Raw genomic sequence first — 22,009 nt, forward strand, 5'->3', positions numbered from 1 at the left:
ACCGCCCGCCGGAAATTATCCCCGTCAGCATTAGTATTTTCACCTGATTTCAAATATCATCTTTGCTTATCACTTTTAATCGGATTTGCTCATGACGGAAGCGCAAAGACATCAAATTTTACTGGATTTGCTGGCACAAACGGGATTTGTCACCGTGGAGCAGGTGATTTCCCGGCTGGGAATTTCTCCGGCGACGGCACGACGCGATATCAACAAACTCGACGAAAGCGGCAGGCTGAAAAAAGTCCGCAACGGCGCGGAAGCCGTCAGCGAGCAGCGCCCGCGCTGGTCGCCAATGAATATTCACCAGGCGCAAAACCACGATGAGAAGGTACGGATTGCGCGTGCGGCTTCGCAGCTGGTCAACCCTGGCGAAAGCATCGTCATTAACTGCGGCTCTACCGCATTCCTGCTTGGGCAGGAGCTGTGCGGCAAACCGGTACAGATCATCACCAACTATTTGCCGCTGGCCAACTATCTGATCGATCAGGAACACGACAGCGTCATCATTATGGGCGGGCAGTATAACCGCAGCCACTCTATCACCCTGAGCCCGCAGGGCAGCGAAAACAGCCTGTATGCCGGGCACTGGATGTTCACCAGCGGCAAAGGGTTGACCGCCGAAGGGCTGTATAAAACCGATATGCTGACGGCGATGGCGGAGCAAAAAATGCTTAACGTCGTCGGCAAACTCGCGGTCCTGGTCGACAGCAGCAAAGTCGGCGAACGCGCCGGAATGCTCTTTAGCCAGGCCGGGCAAATCGACCTGGTGATTACCGGTAAACAGGCGGATGAGGCGATCCTCAAGCAGCTTGAGGATCAGGGCGTACAGGTGATTCGCGTTTAAAGGTGACGTTGAAAAAAGTCCACCGTCGCGGCTAACGCTTCCGGCGTAATGCGGTGGCGGACGCCTTTCTGCCAGAGGCAGGTTAAATTGTCGGCCAGCGCGTTTTGCTGCAGCGCCTGCTGCAGGCGGAAGGTTTCCCCCGGCGGCACGACATCATCTTCATCGCCGTGCCAGAGCAGCAGCGGACGGCTGGCCAGGGTCGCCAGCTGCTGGCTGACGTCCCACGCCACCAGCTGTTCTGCATCGAACGAAGGCGAAGGGAAAAGCGCCTGCGAGAGCGAACTGAAATAGCCTGACCCCATCAGGCAGGCTACGCTTTTCAGCTCCGGGTGGTGGGTCATAATCCCTAATGCCGTCATTCCGCCCATCGATGCGCCTGCCACCGCCAGCCTGTCGTCAGCAAGCCATCCCCGATCCCGAATCGCCTCCTGTAGTGCCGGAAATTCAATAAAATTGTTCATCAGAATCGGCCAGAAGCGCTGCATCCGCCCCTGTTCGTCTCCCCGGTAGCGCGCGCCGTGTTCCGCTGCATCAGGCATAATCACCCGAAACCCCGCCTTTGCAAGCGCAACGGCAAAATAGCTGTAGACCAGCTTAGAAGAGGTAAAACCATGATAAAAGACAATGCAAGGCAGCGCCGTATCCGCGGCGCCCTGCGGGTACGCATGGAGAACCTCCCCACCCGCAAGGTTACGCATTTCTAGTGCGATCATTTACCGTCTCCTTTCTCTCAAGTGATGTTATGTTATTACTCAAGTCGCTCGTTCGCACATGATTCATAATCTTGAGAACCAGATTACGCTTTCACGATATTTTCATTCGAAAATCGCGTACGGGATAACAATTTGGGAACATTCCCCGGAAATGACATTCAGGCTACCACTACACTATGACTAACAGGAAACGAGATATGGTTATGCGTAGGTTTGCACCGTGGTTAATGGCAATCGCTTTAACCGGCTGTAGCGCCCTACAGGGGACGCCAAAGGCGCCGCCGCCGGCAACCGCCCATCCACAAGAGATCCAGCGTAATCAGACGGCGGGTCTGCAGAAGATGGGGACGGTGAGCGTATTAATGTACGGCTCACCGATGGATGTCGAGGCTGCGCTAAAGGTCAAAGCTGAGGCGGCTAAAGCGGATTACTACGTCATCATAATGATTGATGACACCATGGTTCCGGGCCAGTGGTATTCGCAGGCAATTTTGTACCGTAAATAGCGGTCAACCTTTAAGCCAGCTTTACACTGCTTTGCATCCATTCACGTTCTTCTGTGCATAATAACGTTCGGCCAGCTGTAACCAGGCAGAACGTTAGCAACGGACTGCCCTCAGGACTATGTGAAATGGAGCTGACGATGAAACGAACTTTTACCCTACCCAGCCTGATGTTGACCACCGTCACGGCCAATACTTCCGCGCAGTCAGCGGAGTTTGCCAGCGCTGACTGCGTAACGGGCCTGAACGAAATTGGCCTGATTTGCGTTAACAACATCTCGGGCAGCCAGCAGGATGTTGAACACGCTATCGCCGTGCAGGCCGATGAGCAGGGCGCCTCCTGGTATCGCATCGTCCAGATGTACGAGGAGCAGCAGCCGGATAACTGGCGGGTACAGGCCATTCTTTATGCCTGAGGCGCCTGTCGTCCACGCCCCGTTGCCCGTAACAGTAAGTCATCCAGCGTCTGCTCATCCAGCCGCATGCCGCCGCGCGCGTCGAGCATCATACGGCACCAGGCCTCGGCCAGCGGCGGTGACGCGAAGCGTAATAGCTGCGCCCCAACGCCCAGCATATAGACCATCCGGGTAATCTCCCGCCCCTGCTCTTCCAGAGGCCGCCGTAGCCACTGCTGCAGCTGCCGCCACGTCCGATCGAAATGACGATTTTGCCCTTTCACTTCCGCGCACTCCGCCGCCAGAAGTTCGAGCGCCGCCGGCTGCTTCATCAGAACCCGCATCACGTCCAGACACATAATATTACCGGAACCTTCCCAGATGCTGTTTACCGGCATTTCACGGTACAAACGCGGTAATTCACTCTCTTCACAATAGCCTGAGCCACCCAGTACCTCCATCGCCTCGGCGACGAACGCGATCCCGGATTTGCAGACAGCAAATTTCACGGCGGGCGTGAACAGCCTTGCCCATAGCGCTTCCTGCACATCGTCGCGCCTGTCCCAGGCCCTCGCCAGGCGGAACAGAAAGGCGGTTTGCCCTTCCAGCCGCAGCGCCATCTGCCCCAGAACCTGACGCATTATCGGCTGATCGACCAGATTTTTACCAAATGCCTGACGCTGCAGAGCATGGTATAGCGCTACCGAATAGGCCCGGCGCATCAGCGCATGGCTACCCAGCGCGCAGTCAAAACGGGTCAGGCCGCCCATTTTGAGAATTTGCCGGACGCCATCGCCCTCTTCCCCGACCAGCCAGCCGCAGGCATTGAAAAACTCGACTTCGCTGCTGGCGTTCGCGCGGTTACCTAATTTATCTTTCAGCCTTTCCAGATGTACGCCGTTACGCTGTCCATCCGGCAACAGGCGCGGAACAAAAAAGCAGGAGAGGCCCGCCGGCGCCTGAGCCAGCACCAGATGAGCATCGCTCTGCGGTACCGAGAAAAACCATTTATGACCGATCAGATGATAAAAGCCTTCTGCGCTTTTCTCCGCTCGCGTCGTGTTGCTCAGGACATCGGACCCGCCCTGCTTTTCCGTCATCCCCATCCCGATAAGCAGCCCGCGTTTCTGATTACCCGGCACAAGGTGCGGATCGTAGCGATCGCTTAATAGCGGCGATAGCCAGTCGCTAAAAGTCTCGGGTAAGGAGCGCTGCAGCAATGGAATAGCGGCAAAGGTCATGGTAGTGGGGCACAGGGTGCCCGCCTCGACCTGCGCATGCAGCATAAAGCGGGCAGCGCGGGCAACGAAGGCACCTTCGCGAGCCTCTTCCTGCCAGGCAAGATTATGTACCCGGTTAGCGCACAGCCCCTGCATCAGTAAATGCCAGGCGGGATGGAAACGCACATCGTCAAGACGCGATCCCGTTGCGTCATAGCGCAGCAGTTCCGGCGGATTGCTGTTGGCCAGGCGCCCCAGTTCCAGCGATTCGGCCGTCCCCAGCTGTTGGCCAATGCTCGCCAGCAGATCGCCATCCCAGCCCGCGCCTTCGCGGATGACGGCTTCACGCAGGGCGGTATCGGACAGGAATAAGTTACTGTTACATAGCGGCGAGGGTTGATTAAATACGGTATGAGTTTGCCAGTGCATTATGTTTCCCTCCTTCAATGGCTCTATCCATAAGTATGGACAACGGCGCACTTTCCGTCAGAGAACTCTGTTATAAAGTTCTCTCACAATCAGAAAGGGAATTTCATGATTCATTTAATTATTGAAGATCGGCAAAATGCGCCGAACTATATTCCGCTTATCCACCACCATCTTCCTCATCTCGCGATGAGGGCTATCAAACAGAACCTGAACGCTTCCGGTTACGTCACCTCATTTGATGAAAACAAAATCTGCGATGACATTCTGGAAGAGCAGAATCCTATTGGAAGTTTTCTTAATCTCATCAAAGTATTAAAGAATCGAGGTGCGCAGCTTAAATTCATCGAGCAAACGGGAGATGAACCGGGAGAGGAATTACCCTTGAGCCAGGTCCTGAACTATGTTGAAAGAGGTCTCGACATTGCCCGTCGGATAGAGCGAGAAGGCGGTCAGAACTAAAGAAGATAAGCCATTCCAGAGAATGGCTTATTTGGAAAGAAGAGATTAGCTGCGCTGGCGTACCGCTTCAAACAGGCAAATACCGGTGGCGACCGATACGTTCAGCGACGACACGCTACCGGCCATCGGGATGCTGATCAACTCGTCGCAGTGCTCCCGGGTCAGGCGGCGCATGCCTTCGCCTTCCGCCCCCATGACCAGCGCCAGCGATCCGGTCATTTTGCTCTGGAACAGCGTGTGATCGGCCTCACCGGCGGTGCCGACGATCCAGACGTTCTCTTCCTGCAGCAGACGCATGGTACGCGCCAGGTTGGTGACGCGGATCAGCGGGACGTTTTCCGCCGCGCCGCAGGCCACTTTTTTCGCCGTGGCATTCAGCTGCGCAGAACGGTCTTTGGGGACAATCACCGCATGCACGCCAGCGGCGTCAGCGCTACGTAAACAGGCGCCAAGGTTGTGCGGATCGGTCACGCCGTCGAGGATCAAAAAGAACGGCTGATCGAGAGAGGCGATCAGATCCGGCAGATCGTTCTCCTGATACTGACGTCCGGGCTTCACGCGGGCAATAATTCCCTGATGAACGGCGCCTTCGCTTTTCTCATCCAGAAACTGGCGGCTGGCGACCTGAATCACCACGCCCTGCGCTTCCAGGGCATGGATCAGCGGCATAAGGCGCTTATCCTCACGGCCTTTCAGAATAAAGACTTCCTGAAAACGTTCAGGAGCGCGCTCCAGCAGTGCCTGCACCGCGTGGATGCCGTAAATCATTTCACTCATTTATCTACTCGTTTAGGTTCTGTTATTCGTTCCCTTCCCCCCGCCACGATGTCGGGAGGCGCGGGGGTAAAGGGAATCGCACTACTCAGCGATATTCTTTTTCTTCGCCGCGCGCTTGGCTTTGGTCGCTGCGGCTATCTTCTGGGTTTTCTCCGACGGCTTTTTCGCTTTCTTCTCGCCTTTTGGCTGAGCGGCTTTCGGCTGAGACTGACCTTTCTGTTTGCGGAATGCGCTATCCGGCTCGAAGTTTACCTGCTTGCCCGCCTGACGGCGACGTCCGGAAGATTTACCTGCGCCGCCTTTCTTCGCTTTTTCACGCTCGGTCTTACCGACGTTGCGCGGCGCGCGCTCGCTGGAGATAAGCGAGAAGTCAATTTTACGCTCGTCCATGTTGACCGCTTCAACGCGCACTTCCACGCGATCGCCCAGTCGATAGGTCTGGCCGCCGGATTCACCAATCAGACGCTGCCCGACCTGATCGAAGCGGTAGTAGTCGTTATCGAGGGAAGAGACGTGCACCAGACCATCAATAAACAGCTCATCCAGACGGACGAAGAAACCAAAGCCGGTCACGCTGGCAATCACGCCCTTAAAGACGTTACCCACCTGATCCAGCATGAAATCACACTTCAGCCAGTCCGAAACATCGCGCGTCGCTTCATCAGCACGACGCTCGGTCATCGAACAGTGCGCCCCCAGCTGCAGCATCTCGTCCATGCTGTAGTGCCAGCCGCCGGTCTCGGTGCTATTGCCTTTATGTCCCTGCTCTTTCGCCAGTAAATACTTGATCGCGCGATGCAGCGAAAGGTCAGGATAGCGGCGAATCGGCGAGGTGAAATGGGCATAGGATTGCAGCGCCAGACCAAAGTGACCGCGGTTTTCCGGATCGTATATCGCCTGTTTCATCGACCGCAGCAGCATAGTTTGCAGCATCTCTGCATCCGGACGATCGGCGATAGAGGTCAGTAATTCCGCATAGTCGCGCGGCTCCGGCTTGTTGCCGCCAGGCAGCTCAAGCCCCAGCTCCGCGAGCACCGAACGGAATGCGGTAATCGCTTCCGTACTCGGTTTGTCATGGATACGGAACAGCGCCGGTTCCTCGGCCTTCTCAACGAAGCGCGCAGCGGAGATGTTCGCCAGGATCATGCACTCTTCAATCAGCTTGTGCGCGTCGTTACGCTGGGTCTGCTCAATACGTTCAATACGGCGTTCAGCATTAAAGATGAATTTAGCTTCTTCACTCTCAAATGAGATACCGCCGCGCTCTTCACGCGCGCCGTCCAGCACTTTGTAGAGGTTATGCAGCTCTTCAATATGCTTAACCAGCGGCGCGTACTGCTCACGCAGATCCTGGTCGCCCTGCAGCATATGCCAGACTTTGGTATAGGTCAGACGGGCATGGGAGCTCATCACCGCTTCGTAGAATTTGAAGCCGGTCAGGCGCCCCTTGGCCGAAATCGTCATTTCACAAACCATACAGAGCCTGTCGACCTGAGGATTCAGTGAACACAGGCCGTTAGAGAGCACTTCAGGCAGCATCGGAACCACCTGAGACGGGAAGTAGACCGACGTACCGCGGCTGCGCGCTTCGCCATCCAGCGGCGTACCCGGGCGCACGTAGTAGCTCACATCGGCGATCGCCACCCACAGACGCCAGCCACCGCCGCGTTTCTTCTCGCAGTACACGGCATCATCAAAGTCACGGGCGTCTTCGCCATCAATGGTGACCAGCGGCAGGCTACGTAAATCAACGCGCCCTTGTTTCGCCTCTTCCGGTACCTGTTCTTTCAGGCCGGCCACCTGTTTTTCGACCGCTGGCGGCCAGACGTAGGGAATTTCATGGGTGCGCAGGGCCATATCGACCGCCATGCCGGTACCCATATTGTCGCCGAGGACCTCAACGATCTTGCCGACCGCTTTGGTGCGGCGGGTTGGGCGCTGGGTCAGCTCAACCACCACCACAAACCCCATCCGCGCGCCCATGATCTGTTCCGGGGGGATCAGGATATCGAAGCTCAGGCGGCTGTCATCCGGCACCACGAAGCCAACGCCCGCATCGGTAAAGTAGCGGCCCACAATCTGGCCCGTTTTTGGCACCAGTACGCGGACAATACGCGCTTCGCGACGGCCTTTACGGTCGGCGCCCAGCGGCTGCGCCAGCACCTGATCGCCGTGAATACAGGTTTTCATCTGCTCGGACGACAGATACAGGTCATCTTTACGGCCTTCAACGCGCAGGAAGCCATAACCATCGCGATGACCGATAACGGTCCCTTTCAGCAGGTCAAGACGTTCCGGCAACGCATAGCACTGACGACGCGTAAAGACCAGCTGACCATCGCGTTCCATTGCGCGCAGTCTGCGGCGCAATGCTTCTTGTTGTTCTTCGCCTTCAATATTCAGCTCTATTGCCAGCTCATCTCGGCTAGCCGGTTTTTCGCGTTTTGCTAAATGATCGAGGATAAATTCCCGGCTCGGGATTGGATTAGCGTATTTTTCAGATTCGCGGTCCAGGAAAGGATCTTGTGACATGTCGGTTCCTCCGTTGTCATCTCCAGTGAAGTTTACGTCACTCCACCAGCAATAATTTATAAAGCGGTTGATTCTTTTCAACCAAATCGGCCAGCGTGTAGTTATCCAGTTCCTTGAGAAAACTTTGCGCGGCTTCAGCAAGCGCCTGTTTCAGACGACAGGCGGGCGTAATATGGCAAAATTCGCTGCTGCAGTTGACCAACGAGAGCGGCTCCAGATCGCGAACAACATCACCCACGCGAATCATATTTGCCGGTTTCCCCAGACGAATTCCCCCGTTTTTTCCCCGTACCGCCGTCACGTACCCCACGCGACTTAGCTGATTGATTATTTTAACCATATGATTACGGGAAACGCCGTAAACCTCCGTCACTTCGGAGATGCTGGTCATTCTTCCATCCGGTAGCGACGCCATATAAATCAGCGCGCGTAATCCGTAATCAGTGAAACTCGTTAACTGCACAATCAACCTCAGGGAAAAGAAAAACAGAGTGCGTCGGTAGACAATTACTATTGATGATAAACCAGCCAGCGCTCAGGCCGCTAATTTATTTAAATGGGGCGGGCGAACAGCAAAAACAAGAGGCGCCTTAACGGCGCCCCTGGAGATCGTTATGCGTCGAACGGATCGCGCAAAATCATCGTCTCGGTACGGTCAGGACCGGTAGAGATAATATCAACCGGTACGCCGGTCAGCTCTTCAATGCGTGCGATGTAGTTCAGCGCTGCCTGCGGCAGACCGCTGCGCTCTTTCACGCCAAAGGTGGTTTCAGACCAGCCCGGCATGGTTTCGTAAATCGGCTCGATGCCTTCCCAGTTGTCAGCAGCCAGCGGAGTGGTCGTCACTTCGCGGCCATCCGGCATCCGGTAGGCTACGCAGATTTTAACTTCTTTCAGGCCGTCCAGGACGTCCAGCTTAGTCAGGCAGAAACCGGACAGGGAGTTAATCTGCACCGCGCGGCGCACCGCTACGGCATCCAGCCAGCCGGTACGACGACGACGGCCGGTGGTAGCGCCAAACTCGTTACCCTGCTTGCACAGGAACTCGCCGGTTTCATCAAACAGCTCAGTCGGGAACGGACCCGCGCCTACGCGAGTGGAGTAGGCTTTGATGATACCCAGAACGTAGTCTACATAACGCGGCCCCAGACCGGAGCCGGTCGCCACGCCACCTGCGGTGGTGTTGGAAGAGGTTACGTACGGATAGGTACCGTGGTCGATATCGAGCAGCGTACCCTGTGCGCCTTCAAACATGACGAAATCGCCACGCTTGCGCGCCTGGTCAAGCAGATCGGAAACGTCAACAACCATCGCGGTCAGGATGTCGGCAATCGCCATGACGTCATCGAGAACCTTCTGGTAGTCAACCGCTTCAGCTTTGTAGAAATTCACCAGCTGGAAGTTGTGATATTCCATCACTTCTTTCAGTTTCTCAGCGAAGGTGGCTTTATCAAACAGATCGCCAACGCGCAGACCGCGGCGAGCCACTTTATCTTCGTAAGCCGGGCCGATACCGCGACCGGTCGTACCGATAGCTTTCGCGCCGCGCGCTTTTTCACGCGCAACATCCAGCGCAACGTGATATTCGAGGATAAGCGGGCACGCTTCAGAAAGCAGCAGACGCTCGCGGACAGGGATACCACGGTCTTCCAGACCTTTCATCTCTTTCATCAGCGCAGCCGGAGAAAGCACGACACCGTTACCGATGATGCTGGTGACATTCTCGCGAAGAATACCTGATGGAATGAGATGGAGGACGGTTTTTTCACCGTTGATTACGAGAGTATGGCCGGCGTTGTGACCGCCCTGATAGCGCACAACATATTTAGCCCGTTCAGTCAGGAGATCGACGATCTTCCCTTTACCTTCGTCACCCCATTGGGTGCCCAGTACGACGACGTTGTTACCCATTTTTCAAAATCACCGTTTGCTTAAAAATGGATTCTACCATCGCTTTTTCAGAGTTACAGCACTTTTTGCACTCAAAAGGCGGGAAATTAGTCTACTTTACGCTCAGCCAATCGTTTTCCTCAACATGTAGTAGATGACGATACCGGCAACCACAAGACCTCCGCCAAACCGGCGTAATAAATTATCCGGTAATTGGCTCATCGTGGCGACCATTCGACGCCACGCGCGCGGATAAAGCAATGGCCCAAGCCCTTCAAGTACTAAAACCAGCGCCAGTGCCAGCCAGATTGTTGAGTTCATTATTCACCTTTATTTAAGTACAGCCACCGTCGCTCACCCCTGTGAGTCGTTGCTCAATTCATATTCTCCGGTATTTCATCATTGTTATGAACCGGCTTTATGAAACAAAATACATAACCCATTGGCGAACCCAAATCCGCTGCGAACATTGTAAAAAAGGCGCCTCAACGGGCGCCTTTTTGCTTACTCATTGCTTATCAGCGGGTCGCTGACGTGGGTGATTTCATATAGCGGAAGAAATCGCTGTCCGGGCTGAGAACCATTACATCCTGATTGCTCTGGAAGCTGTTCTCATACGCACGCAGGCTACGGATAAAGGCATAGAAGCCTGGATCCTGGCTGAATGCATCAGCAAACAGTTTCGCCGATTCAGCATCGCCTTCACCGCGCAGAATACGCCCCTGACGCTCGGCTTCCGCCAGCGTTTTGGTCACTTCATAATCCGCGGTCGCGCGCAGTTTTTCAGCTTCTTCCTGACCCTGTGAACGGTGACGACGCGCTACCGCTTCACGCTCGGCGCGCATACGGTTGTAGATCGCTTCAGACACTTCGGCAGGCAGGTTGATCTGTTTAATACGCACGTCGACGACTTCAATACCCAGCGCCGCCATACTGTTCGGGTTGATCACCTGAACCTTACCGTTCGTTTCTGCTTCAACACGCTCCGCCGCTTTAGCAATCGCGTCATCGGCAGCCGGCGTACTGACTTCATCTTCTGTGCCCGCAGAACCTGAGTTCAGCGCATCGCGGACTTCCAGGGTCAGACGGCCGCGGGAGTCGGTCACGATGTCTTTCACATCCAGACGGCCAATTTCAGAACGTAGACGGTCAGAGAATTTACGCTTCAGCAGCACCTCGGCCTGGGAAACGTCACCGCCGCCGGTTGCCAGGTAGTAACGGCTAAAGTCGCTGATGCGCCACTTGATGTAAGAGTCAACAATCAGGTCCTTCTTCTCTTTGGTAACAAAGCGGTCGGCCTGGTTGTCCATCGTCTGGATACGCGCATCAAGCATCTTCACGGATTCAATAAAAGGAATCTTGAAGTGAAGGCCAGGCGCGTACACCAGCGGTTTGTTTTCATCGTCGCGCAGAACTTTACCAAAACGCAGCGTGATGCCGCGCTCGCCCTCTTTGACCACAAAGATGGACATGTAGAGCACCACCAGCACGATGACAATTATCGCGATAACAGATTTACGCATCGTTATTCCCCCTGACGCTGGTAGTCGTTACGCTGCGCGTTGGCGCGGCGTTGGTCCATAATGGTGCCTCCCGTAGAGGTAGAAGCGTTACTGGCGCTGTTTGAGCTGGCTGCAGGCGGCAGACGCAGCAGATCGCTTGCGCCACTGCTATCGCTCTTTGCCGCCGGCGCGCCGGCGCCTTTCAGCATCTGATCCAGAGGCAGAACCATCAGGTTGCTCCCCTTATCGTTAACCAGCACTTTGCGCGTATGGCTCAGCACTTTTTCCATGGTTTCGATATACAGACGCTCGCGGGTAATTTCCGGAGCCGCTTTATACTCAGGCAGAATTTTTGCAAAACGAGCCACTTCACCCTGCGCTTCAAGAACGGTCTGGGTCTTATAGGCGCGAGCCTCTTCAAGGATACGCTGCGCCTGACCGTTAGCCCGCGGCTGGACTTCGTTGGTGTAAGCTTCCGCTTCACGAATGTACTGCTGTTCGTTTTCACGCGCGGCAATCGCATCATCAAACGCGGCTTTTACTTCCTCCGGCGGACGCGCCGTCTGGAAGTTGACGTCGAGCAGGGTGATACCCATGTTGTACGGACGAATGGTCTCTTCCAGCTCGCGCTGGGTATCGCTACGAATGACGGTACGTCCTTCGGTCAGGATACGGTCCATGGTGTATTTACCGATCACGCCACGCAGGGCGCTGTCGGTGGCCTGACGCAGGCTGTCGTCCGCGCTGGTGACGCTAAACAGATAGCGTTCCGGATCGGTCACGCGGTACTGCACGTTCATCTCAACGCGCACGACGTTTTCGTCAGACGTCAGCATGACGCCGGAAGCCGCCAGTTCGCGGACCGACTCAACGTTAACCGCCTGAACGTTATCAATGAAAGTAGGTTTCCAGTTAAGGCCAGGCTCAACCAGATGGCTAAATTTACCAAAGCGAGTGACGACGCCACGTTCAGCTTCTTTAATGGTATAGAAACCGCTGGCTGCCCAGATAATAACCGCAGCGGCGGCAACGATGCCGACGATACGTCCGCCCATTGGCCCGCGAGGTCCCTGAGAGCCGCTACCGCCGCCCAGTCCACCTTTTCCGCCACCCAGGCCGCCAAGTTTTTTACTTAGCTTACGGAAGATATCATCCAGATCGGGAGGTCCCTGCTCGCGACCGCCTTTGTTGCCATTTCCCCCAGAGTTGCCGCCTTGGTTATTGCTGCTTCCCCACGGGTCGCGGTCCTGTCCGTTATTACCGGGCTGATTCCACGCCATGTATATGCTCCATATTTGTTTTTGATATCCCCACAGGGGTCAATATCTTCAGGCAAGCTGCAAGGTCAAATCACGTATTCAACCAGCGCTGGCTCTTGTTTACAGAGGCGACGCCAGTCAACGATCGGCATGCGCACCTGCAGACCAACGCTACCGTCATCCTCCATCCACTCTTTCTCTATCGCCTGAAGCTGATAGAACCGGCTTCTCAACCGACCTTCCTGCGGTGGCAGGCGCAGCGTGTGCTGGGCCACTTCACCAGAAAGCCGTTCCGTCAAAGCCTGAAAAAGCAGCGGTACGCCAACCCCGGTCTGGGCGGAAAGCCAGACCCGAATCGGTTTATTTTCTTCATCCCGATCGATACGCGGCTCAAAATCATCCAGCATGTCGATTTTATTCATGACCAGCAGCGCCGGGATCTCATCAGCTTCGATTTCCGCGAGCACCGTATTAACTGCGTCAATATTTTCCTGCACGCGCACATCGGCCGCATCAATGATATGCAGCAACAGCGTCGCCTGGCGCGTCTCCTGGAGCGTCGCTTTAAACGCGGCCACCAGATCGTGCGGCAGGTGGCGAATAAAGCCTACGGTATCCGCCAGGACGGTTTCGCCGACATCAGGGACATCAATCCGGCGCAGCGTTGGATCCAGAGTGGCGAACAGCTGGTTCGCAGCATAGACCTCGGCTTCGGTTATCTGGTTGAACAACGTGGATTTACCGGCGTTGGTATAACCGACCAGCGACACGGTTGGGATATCGGCTTTGGCGCGTGACCGCCGTCCCTGCTCACGCTGTTTTTCAACTTTTTCCAGTCGCGCCAGGATCTGCATAATACGATTACGCAGCAAGCGGCGGTCAGTTTCGAGCTGGGTTTCCCCCGGGCCGCGCAAACCAATCCCGCCTTTCTGTCTTTCAAGGTGGGTCCAGCCGCGAACGAGGCGAGTCGCCATGTGGCGCAGCTGCGCCAGCTCGACCTGCAGTTTCCCTTCGTGGGTACGCGCTCGCTGGGCAAAAATATCTAAAATCAGGCCGGTACGATCGATAACCCGACATTCGCATAAGCGCTCCAGGTTTCGTTCCTGTGCCGGACTCAGGGCATGATCGAAGAGCACGACCGATGCACCGGTCGCTTTTACGGCTTCCGCAATTTCGACAGCTTTACCTTCACCAACAAAATACTTCGGGTGCGGTGCTTTACGGCTACCGGTAATCACCTGCATTGCTTCGACACCGGCGGAAGAGGCCAGAGTTTCAAACTCCTGGAGATCTTCCATATCTTTGTCTTGCGAAAAATAGATGTGTACCAGTACCGCCTGCTCACCGGCATCATAACGGTCAAACAAGCGTAAACCCCTTATAAAATACCAGCGGGGAACGCAGAAAACCTGGCTCCCCGACGTGGAAAAACAGCATCTGCCTTATTCGGCGTCTTCGCTGTCTTGCTGCGGCGCAGAAGAACCCTGCGCACCACCACCGTGGTGATAGTTGTTTGTACCGCCGCCAGCATTGTTGCTGTGGTGTGACACCGGGCGAGACGGGACAACAGTAGAAATTGCGTGCTTATAGACCATCTGGCTGACCGTGTTTTTCAACAGGATCACGAACTGATCGAAAGACTCAATTTGCCCTTGCAGCTTAATACCATTCACCAAATAAATAGAAACCGGAACACGTTCCCGACGCAAAGCGTTCAGGAACGGATCTTGTAAAGATTGCCCCTTAGCCATTCTCTCTTTTCCTTATATGTATGCTTGTTTTGTACTCAGAACCTTACGATTCTTAAAAAAATTACGCACGATACCCGTTCAATTGTACACGTTCAGTCCAGGCTAGCACCAACAACCTGTAATACTTTGTTGAACGCTTGTTCAGGTTGTTCACTGTCTAACCAGTGGATACCTTCCCAACCGCGCAGCCAGGTCACCTGACGTTTAGCTAACTGTCTCGTGGCGCAAACACCTCGATAAACCATTTCATCATACGGGATCTCGCCATTAAGGTAAGACCACATCTGGCGATATCCGACACAACGAATGGAAGGCATATCCGTATGCAAATCTCCCCGGGCAAAAAGCGCCCGCACTTCTGCTTCAAAACCTGAAGCCAACATCTGATGAAAACGCTGTTCTATGCGCTGATGGAGCAGTTCACGGCTCGCCGGGGCGATGGCGAACTGGTGCACCTTATACGGCAGAGCATCACCTGACGTTTGCGTCAGCTCCGTTAAAGTTTTACCCGAAATGAAAAAAACTTCCAGTGCTCGGGAAAGTCTTTGCGGATCATTTGGATGAATACGCGCGGCGGCAACCGGATCAATTTCCTGTAGCTGCTGGTGTAACGCGTTCCATCCCTGCTCTGCGGCCTGTTGCTCGATCCTGGCTCTGACCTCAGGGTCAGCCGAGGGTAGAGGCGACAATCCTTCCAACAACGCCTTGAAATACAACATCGTTCCGCCAACCAGTAGCGGAATACGCCCGGCAGCGACGATATCGGCCATCTCTGCCAGCGCATCGCGGCGGAAATCCGCCGCGGAATAAGCCTCGGCCGGGTCAAGAATATCCAGCAGACGATGCGGCGCAGCGCTCAGCTCCGCGGCATCGGGCTTGGCCGTGCCTATGTCCATTCCTCGATAGATGAGGGCTGAATCAACGCTAATCAACTCTACTGGCAAAACTTTACGTAAGGCGATAGCCAATGCGGTTTTACCAGAGGCCGTAGGGCCCATTAAAAATATTGCCTTAGGCAGGCTTGCCTCAGTTACATCACTCATCTTTCAGGGCATTCATCGCCGAATGTAAATCAACAGGTTGTAACAGACCACCCGGCGGCGCTTTAACCAGCTGCGGACATAAGCGTTCGATATCCGCCAGGACGGCAATCGCCTGCGCCATGTTCCACTGCGCATGTTCGCTCGCCAGATTACGCGCTATCCACTGAGCAATGTTGCCGACGTCGACGGTTTTTTGCTGCGCCAGGTAGCCTATCAGTTCAGGAATCAAGATTTGTAAATTTTGTTGTCTTAAGGGTAAAGGCACTGCGCGGACCGTCACGTGGTGCGTATCGGACTGGAGTTCAATCCCGACCTCAGCCAGCGCCGACTGCGCATGCTTGAGCGCGTCTTTTTCCTCGTCGGACACTTTTATCCGCAGCGGGATAAGCAGCGGTTGGGCGCAAACCGCCTCTGCGCCCGGCGTTAGCTGCGCCTGGCGCAGCCAGCGCTCAGCAACCGGCAGAGCCAGCAGCGCTAACTTACCGCCGCGCTCCAGCAGCGCGCAGTCGCTATCGATAATCGTCAGTACGCGGCCAAAGCTTTGGCTATGACCCGACAGGCCTTCCGCTGCCGGTGCGGGAGCCAGGGGTTTACGCTCCGTGGCCGGCGTATCCAGCAGTTGGCGATAAAGCGCACCCTGCTGTTTTTGATAGCCTGGCTGCGCGTGCGGCCAGGCGGCTCCGCCAGATGAACCAGAGGCGGCGGACTCTCGCGAACCTCCGGTATTCAAACGCGGCGCGGCGGGCTCATCCCGGTAACGGGGAGCGGCGCTTTCACGCGCGACCGCCGGCTGGGCAAAATGATTGCCGCCCGCCGCAATGCGGTTTTCCGGCACCTGTCGCGGCGCGGGCTCATCGCCCTCTTCCGCCAACGGCACCTCCAGCTGCTGCTGCAGGACGCTCAGCACGCCCTGATAGATAAAGTCATGCACCAGGCGCGACTGATGAAAACGCACTTCATGTTTGGCCGGATGGACGTTCACATCCACCTGATGCGGATCTATCTTCAGATACAGCACAAAGGCAGGCTGCTGATCGGCGCCCAGCTTGTCTTCACAGGCCTGGCGAATCGCGTGATTAATCAGGCGATCGCGCATCATCCGCCCATTGACGTAGCAATACTGAATCTCCGCCAGCGTCGGATTGGTATGTAGCGGATCGGCCACCCAGCCGCTGAGGGTCAGGTCGCCGTGCTGCCACTCAATCGCCAGCGCGTGTTCGAGAAATGGCAAACCGCAGATCGCGCCCAGACGCCGCTCACGCTGGCCGTCCTGCGATACCGCCCGGTACTGGCGCACGGCCTTGCCGTTGTGGCTGAGGTTGATGGTCACGTCGAAGCGCGCAAGCGCAATGCGCCGCACGATCTCGTCGATATGGCCAAACTCGGTTTTCTCGGTGCGCATAAATTTGCGCCGGGCGGGGGTGTTATAAAACAGATCCAGCACTTCCAGCGTTGTTCCCACCGGGTGCGCCGCCGGCTTCACGGTGACCGCCTGATCGCGCCCTTCGGCATAGGCCTGCCAGGCCTCCTGCTGCTCCTCGGTACGCGAGGTCAACGTCAGGCGAGCCACTGAGCTGATACTGGCCAGAGCTTCGCCGCGAAAGCCGAGGCTAATGATCGCCTCAAGGTCATCCAGCGAAGCAATTTTACTGGTGGCGTGACGAGCCAGCGCCAGCGCCAGTTCGTCTTTTTTGATGCCGCAGCCGTTATCGCGAATGCGGATTAACTTCGCCCCGCCGCGCTCAATATCAATGTCGATACGCGTCGCCCCGGCATCGAGGCTATTTTCCACCAGCTCTTTGACCACCGACGCCGGACGTTCCACCACTTCACCTGCGGCAATCTGGTTGGCGAGCTGCGGCGGTAGAACCTGAATCGGCATGGCCGTCTCCTTAATTTAACAACGTCCCGTCTGACGAACCTGCGCTGGCAGTCTGCGCGGCTGCCCCGCGCGGCGCGGATTGCAGAGGGTGCTGCATAAAGTAGTTACGCAGGCCGTTATAAATCGCCTCTGCGACCTGCTGCTGATAAGCATCGCTGCCCAGCAGCCGCTCTTCGCCGGTATTACTGATAAAACCCGTTTCCACCAGGATCGACGGGATATCCGGCGAACGCAGTACGCCGAGGCTGGCATGCTCAGGACGACGCTTATGTAAATCGCCGATCCGCTGCAGCTGGCTCAGCACATTGGTCGCCACATCATACCCGACGCGCTGGGAATGGCCGAACTGTAAATCCAGCACCGCCTGGCTCAGGTAAGGGTCCGACTGGCTGTTGGCCAGTACATCGCCCGCGCCGCCCAGCAGTTCTGACTGTTTCTCATGCTGCTCGAGCCAGCCGGCCATTTCGCTGTTCGCGCGGCGGTTGGAAAGCACCCAAACCGAGGCCCCGGTAGCATCGCGATTCGGCGCAGCGTCGGCGTGAATCGAGACAAGGAAATTGGCGTTTTGCTTACGTGCGACGTCAGAACGCCCCATGACGGAAATGAAATAATCGCCGTCGCGCGTCAGCACGGGCCTGAACTGCGGATCGGCATTCAGCAGCGCGCGGAGCTTGCGCGCAATCGCTATGGTCACATTCTTCTCTTTCGTGCCGTTCGGACCAATGGCTCCCGGATCCTGGCCGCCGTGGCCGGCGTCAATGGCGATAATCACTTTATCGTCGCCGGAAACGGTACGCGCCGCAGGACGCGTTACGCTACTGGTGCTGGTCACCGCGGTGAGCCGGTCGTTATCGGCTTTAAACGGGTTGCGCGCGGGTTCGCTCGGACGCACGGGCTGCGCCACGGGCCTTTCCGCCTGTCTAACCACCACCGGCTGGGGTGGAGGCGGAGGCGGCGCGTCGGCGTTAATCGTAAACACCACGGTGTAGTTAGAGCCGTTCTGCTGTTTCACCGCGCGGGTTTTGCCGTCGGCGGTGAGATCCACCAGCAGGCGCAGCGACTGCGTATCCTGCGGCGTCCCGGAACGAATGCTTTTTACCAGATTATTGCCGCTAAACTGCAGCGGTAGCCCCTGGAGTACGCCAGTCTGTTTAATATCCAGCGCCACGATGCGTTTGCCCTGGGGGCTAAACGAATATTCAGGCTCGCCGATAAAGCTAATAGTAATGCGGGCCTGCCGATCGCCATTTGAGACCTGGATATCGGATAAACTTGCCGCAGTGGCCTGAATGCTGAACAGCATCAGTGCGGCGGCCAGCCAACTGGTTAAGCGATACATCATCCCGTCGTCCTTCAGGCTAATTAGCCAAACGCGCCAATAAAGACTCACCCAATGAGGAGACCGCGGTTACGCGCGCCTCACGCCCTTGTGCCTGATACTCAAGGTGAATTTCAACATCCGGGTCCGGCAGTACTCCCGTGCCCTGCTGCGGCCATTCCACCAGGCAGATAGCATCGTCAGTAAAATAATCGCGGATCCCCATAAACTCGAGTTCCTCAGGATCCGCCAGGCGATAAAGATCGAAGTGATAGACCATCAAATTATCGAGGCTGTAAGGCTCGACGAGGGTGTAGGTTGGGCTTTTAACGTTGCCACGGTGACCGAGAGCCTGAAGGAAACCGCGGCTAAAGGTGGTCTTACCCGCCCCTAAATCGCCATACAAATAGATGACCGTCGCGCCAGCGCATGCCTGCGCGACGCGGTTGCCAAGGCTTAAAGTCGCCTGCTCATCGGGTAAAGGAATCACTCGGTTAATCATGGTCTACGTCAATCACATCCGGGTTAACAACACGCCTGAGCGTGAAAAAAAGATCGGTCGCCAGCATTCCGCGGGTGCCGTGTCTCGCCGCCAGCCGATCGGCGGCTTCGCCATGAGCAACGCATCCGGCGCAGGCAGCATCATACGGCGTCAGGCGCTGGCCTAACAACGCAGCGACAATACCGGTCAGCACATCGCCCATCCCGCCGCTGGCCATCCCAGCGTTACCGGCGTCGATAATAGCCATTTCGCCCGTTTCGCTCGCCACGATCGTACCTGCACCTTTCAGCACCACGATGCCACCATAACGTTTTACCAGACGTTGTGCAGAATGTAAGCGATCGCTTTCAATTTCTGCCACACTCACGTTCAGCAGGCGGGCGGCTTCGCCGGGATGCGGCGTCAGCACGCGATTGTGACGTTTATCGGGATTGATTGCCAGCAGGTTCAGCGCATCCGCATCCCAGACCATTGGTTTGCGAAAATTCTCCGCCTGGCGTAACGCATTTTTACTCCACTCGCCCTGCCCCAGACCCGGCCCAATCGCAATGACATCCGCCCAGTGCAGACTCTCTTCGAGAGAGCGGGACGTCAGCTCATGGACCATCAGCTCCGGCCTGGCGGTCAGAATGGGGGCAATGTTGTCCCGGTGAGTCAGTACTCGCACCAGCCCGGCGCCCGCGCGCAGCGCCGCTTCACCGCTCATTCGTATGGCGCCCGCCGTCCCCGGTTCGCCGCCAATAATCACCAGCTTACCGTGGTCGCCTTTGTGCGAGGTTGGACGCCGCGGCGGCAGCCAGCCGGGGAGCTGCGAGGCATCGAAGCGACTGAGCGCCGTCGTTTGGCCTGCCAGCCAACCCTCAAGCCCCAGGGCGTGGTGATGCAAACGGCCAACGACATCGCGGGCTTTGCCGGTCAGCAGCCCCGGCTTAAGCGCGATAAAGGTGATGGTATGAGCGGCATGGATAACCGCGCCCGGCGTCGTCCCCGTTTGCGCATTCAGGCCGGAGGGGATATCCAGCGCCACAACCGCAGCCGGATGGGCGTTTGCCCGCGCGATCAGCGCCGCAACGTTTTCCCGGGGCGCGCTCTGTAACCCGGTACCGAGCAGGCCGTCAATAATCAGCGTGATATCTTCCGGCCAGGGGATGCTGGCGGCATGAATCGTGCCGCCGGCGTTGAGCCACTCCTCACGCGCGAGGCTGGCCTCTTCCGGCAGCGGCTTCTCGCTCTCCAGCGCCAGCAGCGTGACCTGAATGCCTCGCGACTGTGCCAGGCGAGCCACCACGTAGCCGTCGCCGCCGTTATTACCGTGGCCGCAGAGAATCAGCCAGTGCCGGCTTTCAGGATACTGGACGCGCGCAAGCTCAAAAGCCGCTTCGCCCGCACGACGCATCAGTTCATACAACGTCAGCCCAAGGGCATCCGCCGCCTCTTTTTCCGCTCGTCGTAGCGCCTCCGCCGACCAGATGATATGTGGTATACTCCCGGTGTTTTTCGTCATCGTATGGTCCATCATGTCACAGCCCCTCGATCTCAATCAGTTAGCGCAGCAAATCAAACAATGGGGCACAGAGTTGGGGTTCCAGCAGGTCGGTATTACCGATACCGATCTCAGCGCCAGCGAACCTAAACTGCAGGCGTGGCTGGATAAACAATACCACGGCGAAATGGCGTGGATGGCGCGTCATGGCATGATGCGCGCGCGCCCCCATGAGCTCCAGCCCGGTACCCTGCGCGTGATTAGCGTGAGAATGAACTACCTGCCCGCTAATGCCGCTTTCGCCCGTACCCTGAAAGACCCCGCGGTGGGTTACGTTAGCCGTTACGCCCTCGGACGGGACTATCACAAGCTATTACGTCATCGCCTGAAAAAATTAGGTGAGATGATTCAGGGACAGTGTGCTTCGCTCAATTTTAGACCTTTTGTCGATTCCGCGCCGATTCTTGAACGCCCTTTAGCCGAAAAAGCGGGGCTGGGATGGACAGGTAAGCACTCGCTCATCCTTAGCCGCGATGCCGGCTCGTTCTTTTTCCTCGGTGAACTGCTTATCGATCTCCCTCTTCCCATTGACCAGCCCGTCAAGGAAGAGTGCGGCCGCTGCGTTGCCTGTATGACCATCTGCCCAACCGGCGCCATCGTCGAGCCCTATACCGTCGATGCCCGGCGCTGTATTTCCTATCTGACTATCGAACTGGAAGGCGCTATTCCGGAAGAGTTTCGTCCGCTGATCGGCAACCGCATATACGGCTGCGATGACTGCCAGCTGATTTGCCCGTGGAACCGCTTCGCGCAGCTCACCGATGAAGAGGATTTCAGTCCGCGCAAGGCGCTACACGCCCCGGCGCTTATTGAGCTGTTCGCCTGGAGCGAACCCTGGTTTTTAAAAGTGACGGAAGGTTCGGCCATTCGCCGTATTGGTCATCTGCGCTGGCTGCGTAATATCGCCGTCGCGTTGGGCAACGCGCCCTGGGATGAAGCGAACCTGAAGGCGCTGGAAAGCCGCAGGGGTGAGCACCCGCTTCTCGACGAACATATCGAGTGGGCGATGGCGCAGCAAATTGAAAAGAGAAATGCCAATGTGGTTGAGGTGCAGTTACCCAAAAAGCTGCGTCTGGTCAGGGTGGTTGAAAAAGGGCTACCGCGCGACGCCTGATTCATTCACAGGGTGTGAATAAAAATAAAAACACATTGCGTTTCAAGGGGCAGACGTTCGTCAAGTGATCGGATTAACACTTTGAAATGAAATTTAACTCTTATCTTTCAATTAGATATAAGAATACTATTTACATAGTGAAGTAATTTTCTGAGAGAGGACGAAAGGTTAACCTGTGGATAACTCTGTTCACAGTATTTTCAGGACCGCTCGAAAATCATCACCGGCGCGTGCTTGCGCTGTGGATAAACTGGGTATGAGAAGAAATTTGGAGCGGGAAACGAGACTCGAACTCGCGACCCCGACCTTGGCAAGGTCGTGCTCTACCAA

General features: G+C 56.3%; 21 protein-coding genes. 5 read left to right on the forward strand and 16 right to left on the reverse strand.

Features of this window, described 5'->3' with window-relative positions:
- The first annotated feature begins 91 nt into the window (after positions 1-91).
- Positions 92-847 carry an HTH-type transcriptional regulator UlaR gene (ulaR, locus tag F8562_RS14260; protein ID WP_014837194.1) on the forward strand — a complete coding sequence of 252 codons (756 nt, stop codon included), beginning with the start codon at positions 92-94 and terminating at the stop codon, positions 845-847.
- On the opposite strand, the gene yjfP is transcribed toward ulaR, so the two are convergent.
- The gene (yjfP, locus tag F8562_RS14265) at positions 844-1,560 is read right to left on the reverse strand and encodes an esterase (protein WP_014837193.1); all 717 of its coding nucleotides are present in this window, start codon (positions 1,558-1,560) and stop codon (positions 844-846) included. The genes ulaR and yjfP overlap by 4 nt on opposite strands.
- A gap of 197 nt (positions 1,561-1,757) precedes the next feature.
- Between yjfP and bsmA the strand changes: the two genes are divergently transcribed.
- Together bsmA and yjfN are read left to right on the forward strand one after the other, a co-directional pair.
- Positions 1,758-2,066 (forward strand): biofilm peroxide resistance protein BsmA, encoded by a 309-nt coding sequence (bsmA, locus tag F8562_RS14270; protein WP_014837192.1) that lies wholly within the window; start codon positions 1,758-1,760, stop codon positions 2,064-2,066.
- Positions 2,067-2,203: 137 nt separating this feature from the next.
- Positions 2,204-2,479: a DUF1471 family protease activator YjfN gene (yjfN, locus tag F8562_RS14275; protein WP_014227626.1), complete on the forward strand. Its 276-nt coding sequence runs from the start codon at positions 2,204-2,206 to the stop codon at positions 2,477-2,479.
- Here yjfN and F8562_RS14280 read toward each other — a convergent pair.
- On the reverse strand, positions 2,470-4,107 hold the full coding sequence (locus F8562_RS14280) for an isovaleryl-CoA dehydrogenase (protein ID WP_014837191.1): 1,638 nt from the start codon (positions 4,105-4,107) through the stop codon (positions 2,470-2,472). The genes yjfN and F8562_RS14280 overlap by 10 nt on opposite strands.
- Before the next feature lie 105 nt (positions 4,108-4,212).
- Here F8562_RS14280 and F8562_RS14285 point away from each other — a divergent pair, with 105 nt between their 5' ends.
- Positions 4,213-4,566, forward strand: a complete 354-nt coding sequence (locus tag F8562_RS14285; RefSeq protein ID WP_014837190.1) for a hypothetical protein — start codon at positions 4,213-4,215, stop codon at positions 4,564-4,566.
- 45 nt (positions 4,567-4,611) lie between these two features.
- Here the strand turns inward: F8562_RS14285 and rlmB are convergent, their stop codons facing one another.
- The 14 genes from rlmB to nnr form a co-directional block, all read right to left on the reverse strand.
- Positions 4,612-5,343, reverse strand: a complete 732-nt coding sequence (gene rlmB, locus F8562_RS14290) for a 23S rRNA (guanosine(2251)-2'-O)-methyltransferase RlmB (RefSeq protein WP_004109129.1) — start codon at positions 5,341-5,343, stop codon at positions 4,612-4,614.
- Positions 5,344-5,424: 81 nt separating this feature from the next.
- On the reverse strand, positions 5,425-7,875 hold the full coding sequence (gene rnr / locus F8562_RS14295; RefSeq protein WP_004097981.1) for a ribonuclease R: 2,451 nt from the start codon (positions 7,873-7,875) through the stop codon (positions 5,425-5,427).
- Between the two features lie 37 nt (positions 7,876-7,912).
- The gene (gene nsrR, locus F8562_RS14300; protein WP_004097980.1) at positions 7,913-8,338 is read right to left on the reverse strand and encodes a nitric oxide-sensing transcriptional repressor NsrR; all 426 of its coding nucleotides are present in this window, start codon (positions 8,336-8,338) and stop codon (positions 7,913-7,915) included.
- Between the two features lie 149 nt (positions 8,339-8,487).
- Complete coding sequence (locus F8562_RS14305) at positions 8,488-9,786, reverse strand: adenylosuccinate synthase (protein WP_004097979.1); 1,299 nt, start codon at positions 9,784-9,786, stop codon at positions 8,488-8,490.
- A gap of 102 nt (positions 9,787-9,888) precedes the next feature.
- Positions 9,889-10,086 (reverse strand): DUF2065 domain-containing protein, encoded by a 198-nt coding sequence (locus tag F8562_RS14310; RefSeq protein ID WP_004097978.1) that lies wholly within the window; start codon positions 10,084-10,086, stop codon positions 9,889-9,891.
- Between the two features lie 197 nt (positions 10,087-10,283).
- On the reverse strand, positions 10,284-11,288 hold the full coding sequence (gene hflC / locus F8562_RS14315; protein ID WP_004097977.1) for a protease modulator HflC: 1,005 nt from the start codon (positions 11,286-11,288) through the stop codon (positions 10,284-10,286).
- A gap of 2 nt (positions 11,289-11,290) precedes the next feature.
- Positions 11,291-12,547, reverse strand: coding sequence for an FtsH protease activity modulator HflK (hflK, locus tag F8562_RS14320; RefSeq protein WP_014227623.1), 1,257 nt, complete (start codon positions 12,545-12,547; stop codon positions 11,291-11,293).
- Between the two features lie 65 nt (positions 12,548-12,612).
- On the reverse strand, positions 12,613-13,893 hold the full coding sequence (hflX, locus tag F8562_RS14325; RefSeq protein WP_004097973.1) for a ribosome rescue GTPase HflX: 1,281 nt from the start codon (positions 13,891-13,893) through the stop codon (positions 12,613-12,615).
- Between the two features lie 75 nt (positions 13,894-13,968).
- Complete coding sequence (gene hfq / locus F8562_RS14330) at positions 13,969-14,277, reverse strand: RNA chaperone Hfq (protein WP_004097968.1); 309 nt, start codon at positions 14,275-14,277, stop codon at positions 13,969-13,971.
- Positions 14,278-14,369: 92 nt separating this feature from the next.
- Complete coding sequence (gene miaA, locus F8562_RS14335; protein WP_032695150.1) at positions 14,370-15,320, reverse strand: tRNA (adenosine(37)-N6)-dimethylallyltransferase MiaA; 951 nt, start codon at positions 15,318-15,320, stop codon at positions 14,370-14,372.
- Positions 15,313-17,202, reverse strand: a complete 1,890-nt coding sequence (gene mutL / locus F8562_RS14340) for a DNA mismatch repair endonuclease MutL (protein WP_032718860.1) — start codon at positions 17,200-17,202, stop codon at positions 15,313-15,315. The genes miaA and mutL overlap by 8 nt, the downstream gene beginning before the upstream one ends.
- A 10-nt stretch (positions 17,203-17,212) precedes the next feature.
- The gene (amiB, locus tag F8562_RS14345) at positions 17,213-18,544 is read right to left on the reverse strand and encodes an N-acetylmuramoyl-L-alanine amidase AmiB (RefSeq protein ID WP_014837183.1); all 1,332 of its coding nucleotides are present in this window, start codon (positions 18,542-18,544) and stop codon (positions 17,213-17,215) included.
- Between the two features lie 16 nt (positions 18,545-18,560).
- Entirely contained in the window at positions 18,561-19,022 is a 462-nt protein-coding gene (gene tsaE / locus F8562_RS14350) for a tRNA (adenosine(37)-N6)-threonylcarbamoyltransferase complex ATPase subunit type 1 TsaE (RefSeq protein ID WP_014227619.1), read from the reverse strand.
- On the reverse strand, positions 19,015-20,526 hold the full coding sequence (gene nnr / locus F8562_RS14355) for a bifunctional ADP-dependent NAD(P)H-hydrate dehydratase/NAD(P)H-hydrate epimerase (protein WP_014837181.1): 1,512 nt from the start codon (positions 20,524-20,526) through the stop codon (positions 19,015-19,017). Before nnr ends, tsaE begins: the two co-directional genes overlap by 8 nt.
- A 13-nt stretch (positions 20,527-20,539) precedes the next feature.
- Between nnr and queG the strand changes: the two genes are divergently transcribed.
- Positions 20,540-21,679, forward strand: coding sequence for a tRNA epoxyqueuosine(34) reductase QueG (queG, locus tag F8562_RS14360; protein ID WP_014227617.1), 1,140 nt, complete (start codon positions 20,540-20,542; stop codon positions 21,677-21,679).
- The last annotated feature ends 330 nt before the right edge of the window (positions 21,680-22,009 follow it).

The organism is Klebsiella sp. RCJ4 (genome assembly GCF_009025755.1).
Classification (GTDB): Bacteria; Pseudomonadota; Gammaproteobacteria; order Enterobacterales; family Enterobacteriaceae; genus Klebsiella; species Klebsiella michiganensis.

Bases quoted from the DNA above. Each gene is read 5' to 3' on its own strand.
- hflC (WP_004097977.1), bottom strand. From the start codon at position 11,288: ATGCGTAAATCTGTTATCGCGATAATTGTCATCGTGCTGGTGGTGCTC.
- hfq (WP_004097968.1), bottom strand. From the start codon at position 14,277: ATGGCTAAGGGGCAATCTTTACAAGATCCGTTCCTGAACGCTTTGCGT.
- ulaR (WP_014837194.1), top strand. From the start codon at position 92: ATGACGGAAGCGCAAAGACATCAAATTTTACTGGATTTGCTGGCACAA.
- tsaE (WP_014227619.1), bottom strand. From the start codon at position 19,022: ATGATTAACCGAGTGATTCCTTTACCCGATGAGCAGGCGACTTTAAGC.
- rnr (WP_004097981.1), bottom strand. From the start codon at position 7,875: ATGTCACAAGATCCTTTCCTGGACCGCGAATCTGAAAAATACGCTAAT.
- F8562_RS14285 (WP_014837190.1), top strand. From the start codon at position 4,213: ATGATTCATTTAATTATTGAAGATCGGCAAAATGCGCCGAACTATATT.
- miaA (WP_032695150.1), bottom strand. From the start codon at position 15,320: ATGAGTGATGTAACTGAGGCAAGCCTGCCTAAGGCAATATTTTTAATG.
- bsmA (WP_014837192.1), top strand. From the start codon at position 1,758: ATGGTTATGCGTAGGTTTGCACCGTGGTTAATGGCAATCGCTTTAACC.
- rlmB (WP_004109129.1), bottom strand. From the start codon at position 5,343: ATGAGTGAAATGATTTACGGCATCCACGCGGTGCAGGCACTGCTGGAG.
- mutL (WP_032718860.1), bottom strand. From the start codon at position 17,202: ATGCCGATTCAGGTTCTACCGCCGCAGCTCGCCAACCAGATTGCCGCA.
- hflK (WP_014227623.1), bottom strand. From the start codon at position 12,547: ATGGCGTGGAATCAGCCCGGTAATAACGGACAGGACCGCGACCCGTGG.
- F8562_RS14280 (WP_014837191.1), bottom strand. From the start codon at position 4,107: ATGCACTGGCAAACTCATACCGTATTTAATCAACCCTCGCCGCTATGT.
- F8562_RS14310 (WP_004097978.1), bottom strand. From the start codon at position 10,086: ATGAACTCAACAATCTGGCTGGCACTGGCGCTGGTTTTAGTACTTGAA.
- F8562_RS14305 (WP_004097979.1), bottom strand. From the start codon at position 9,786: ATGGGTAACAACGTCGTCGTACTGGGCACCCAATGGGGTGACGAAGGT.
- yjfP (WP_014837193.1), bottom strand. From the start codon at position 1,560: ATGATCGCACTAGAAATGCGTAACCTTGCGGGTGGGGAGGTTCTCCAT.
- queG (WP_014227617.1), top strand. From the start codon at position 20,540: ATGTCACAGCCCCTCGATCTCAATCAGTTAGCGCAGCAAATCAAACAA.
- yjfN (WP_014227626.1), top strand. From the start codon at position 2,204: ATGAAACGAACTTTTACCCTACCCAGCCTGATGTTGACCACCGTCACG.
- nnr (WP_014837181.1), bottom strand. From the start codon at position 20,526: ATGACGAAAAACACCGGGAGTATACCACATATCATCTGGTCGGCGGAG.
- amiB (WP_014837183.1), bottom strand. From the start codon at position 18,544: ATGATGTATCGCTTAACCAGTTGGCTGGCCGCCGCACTGATGCTGTTC.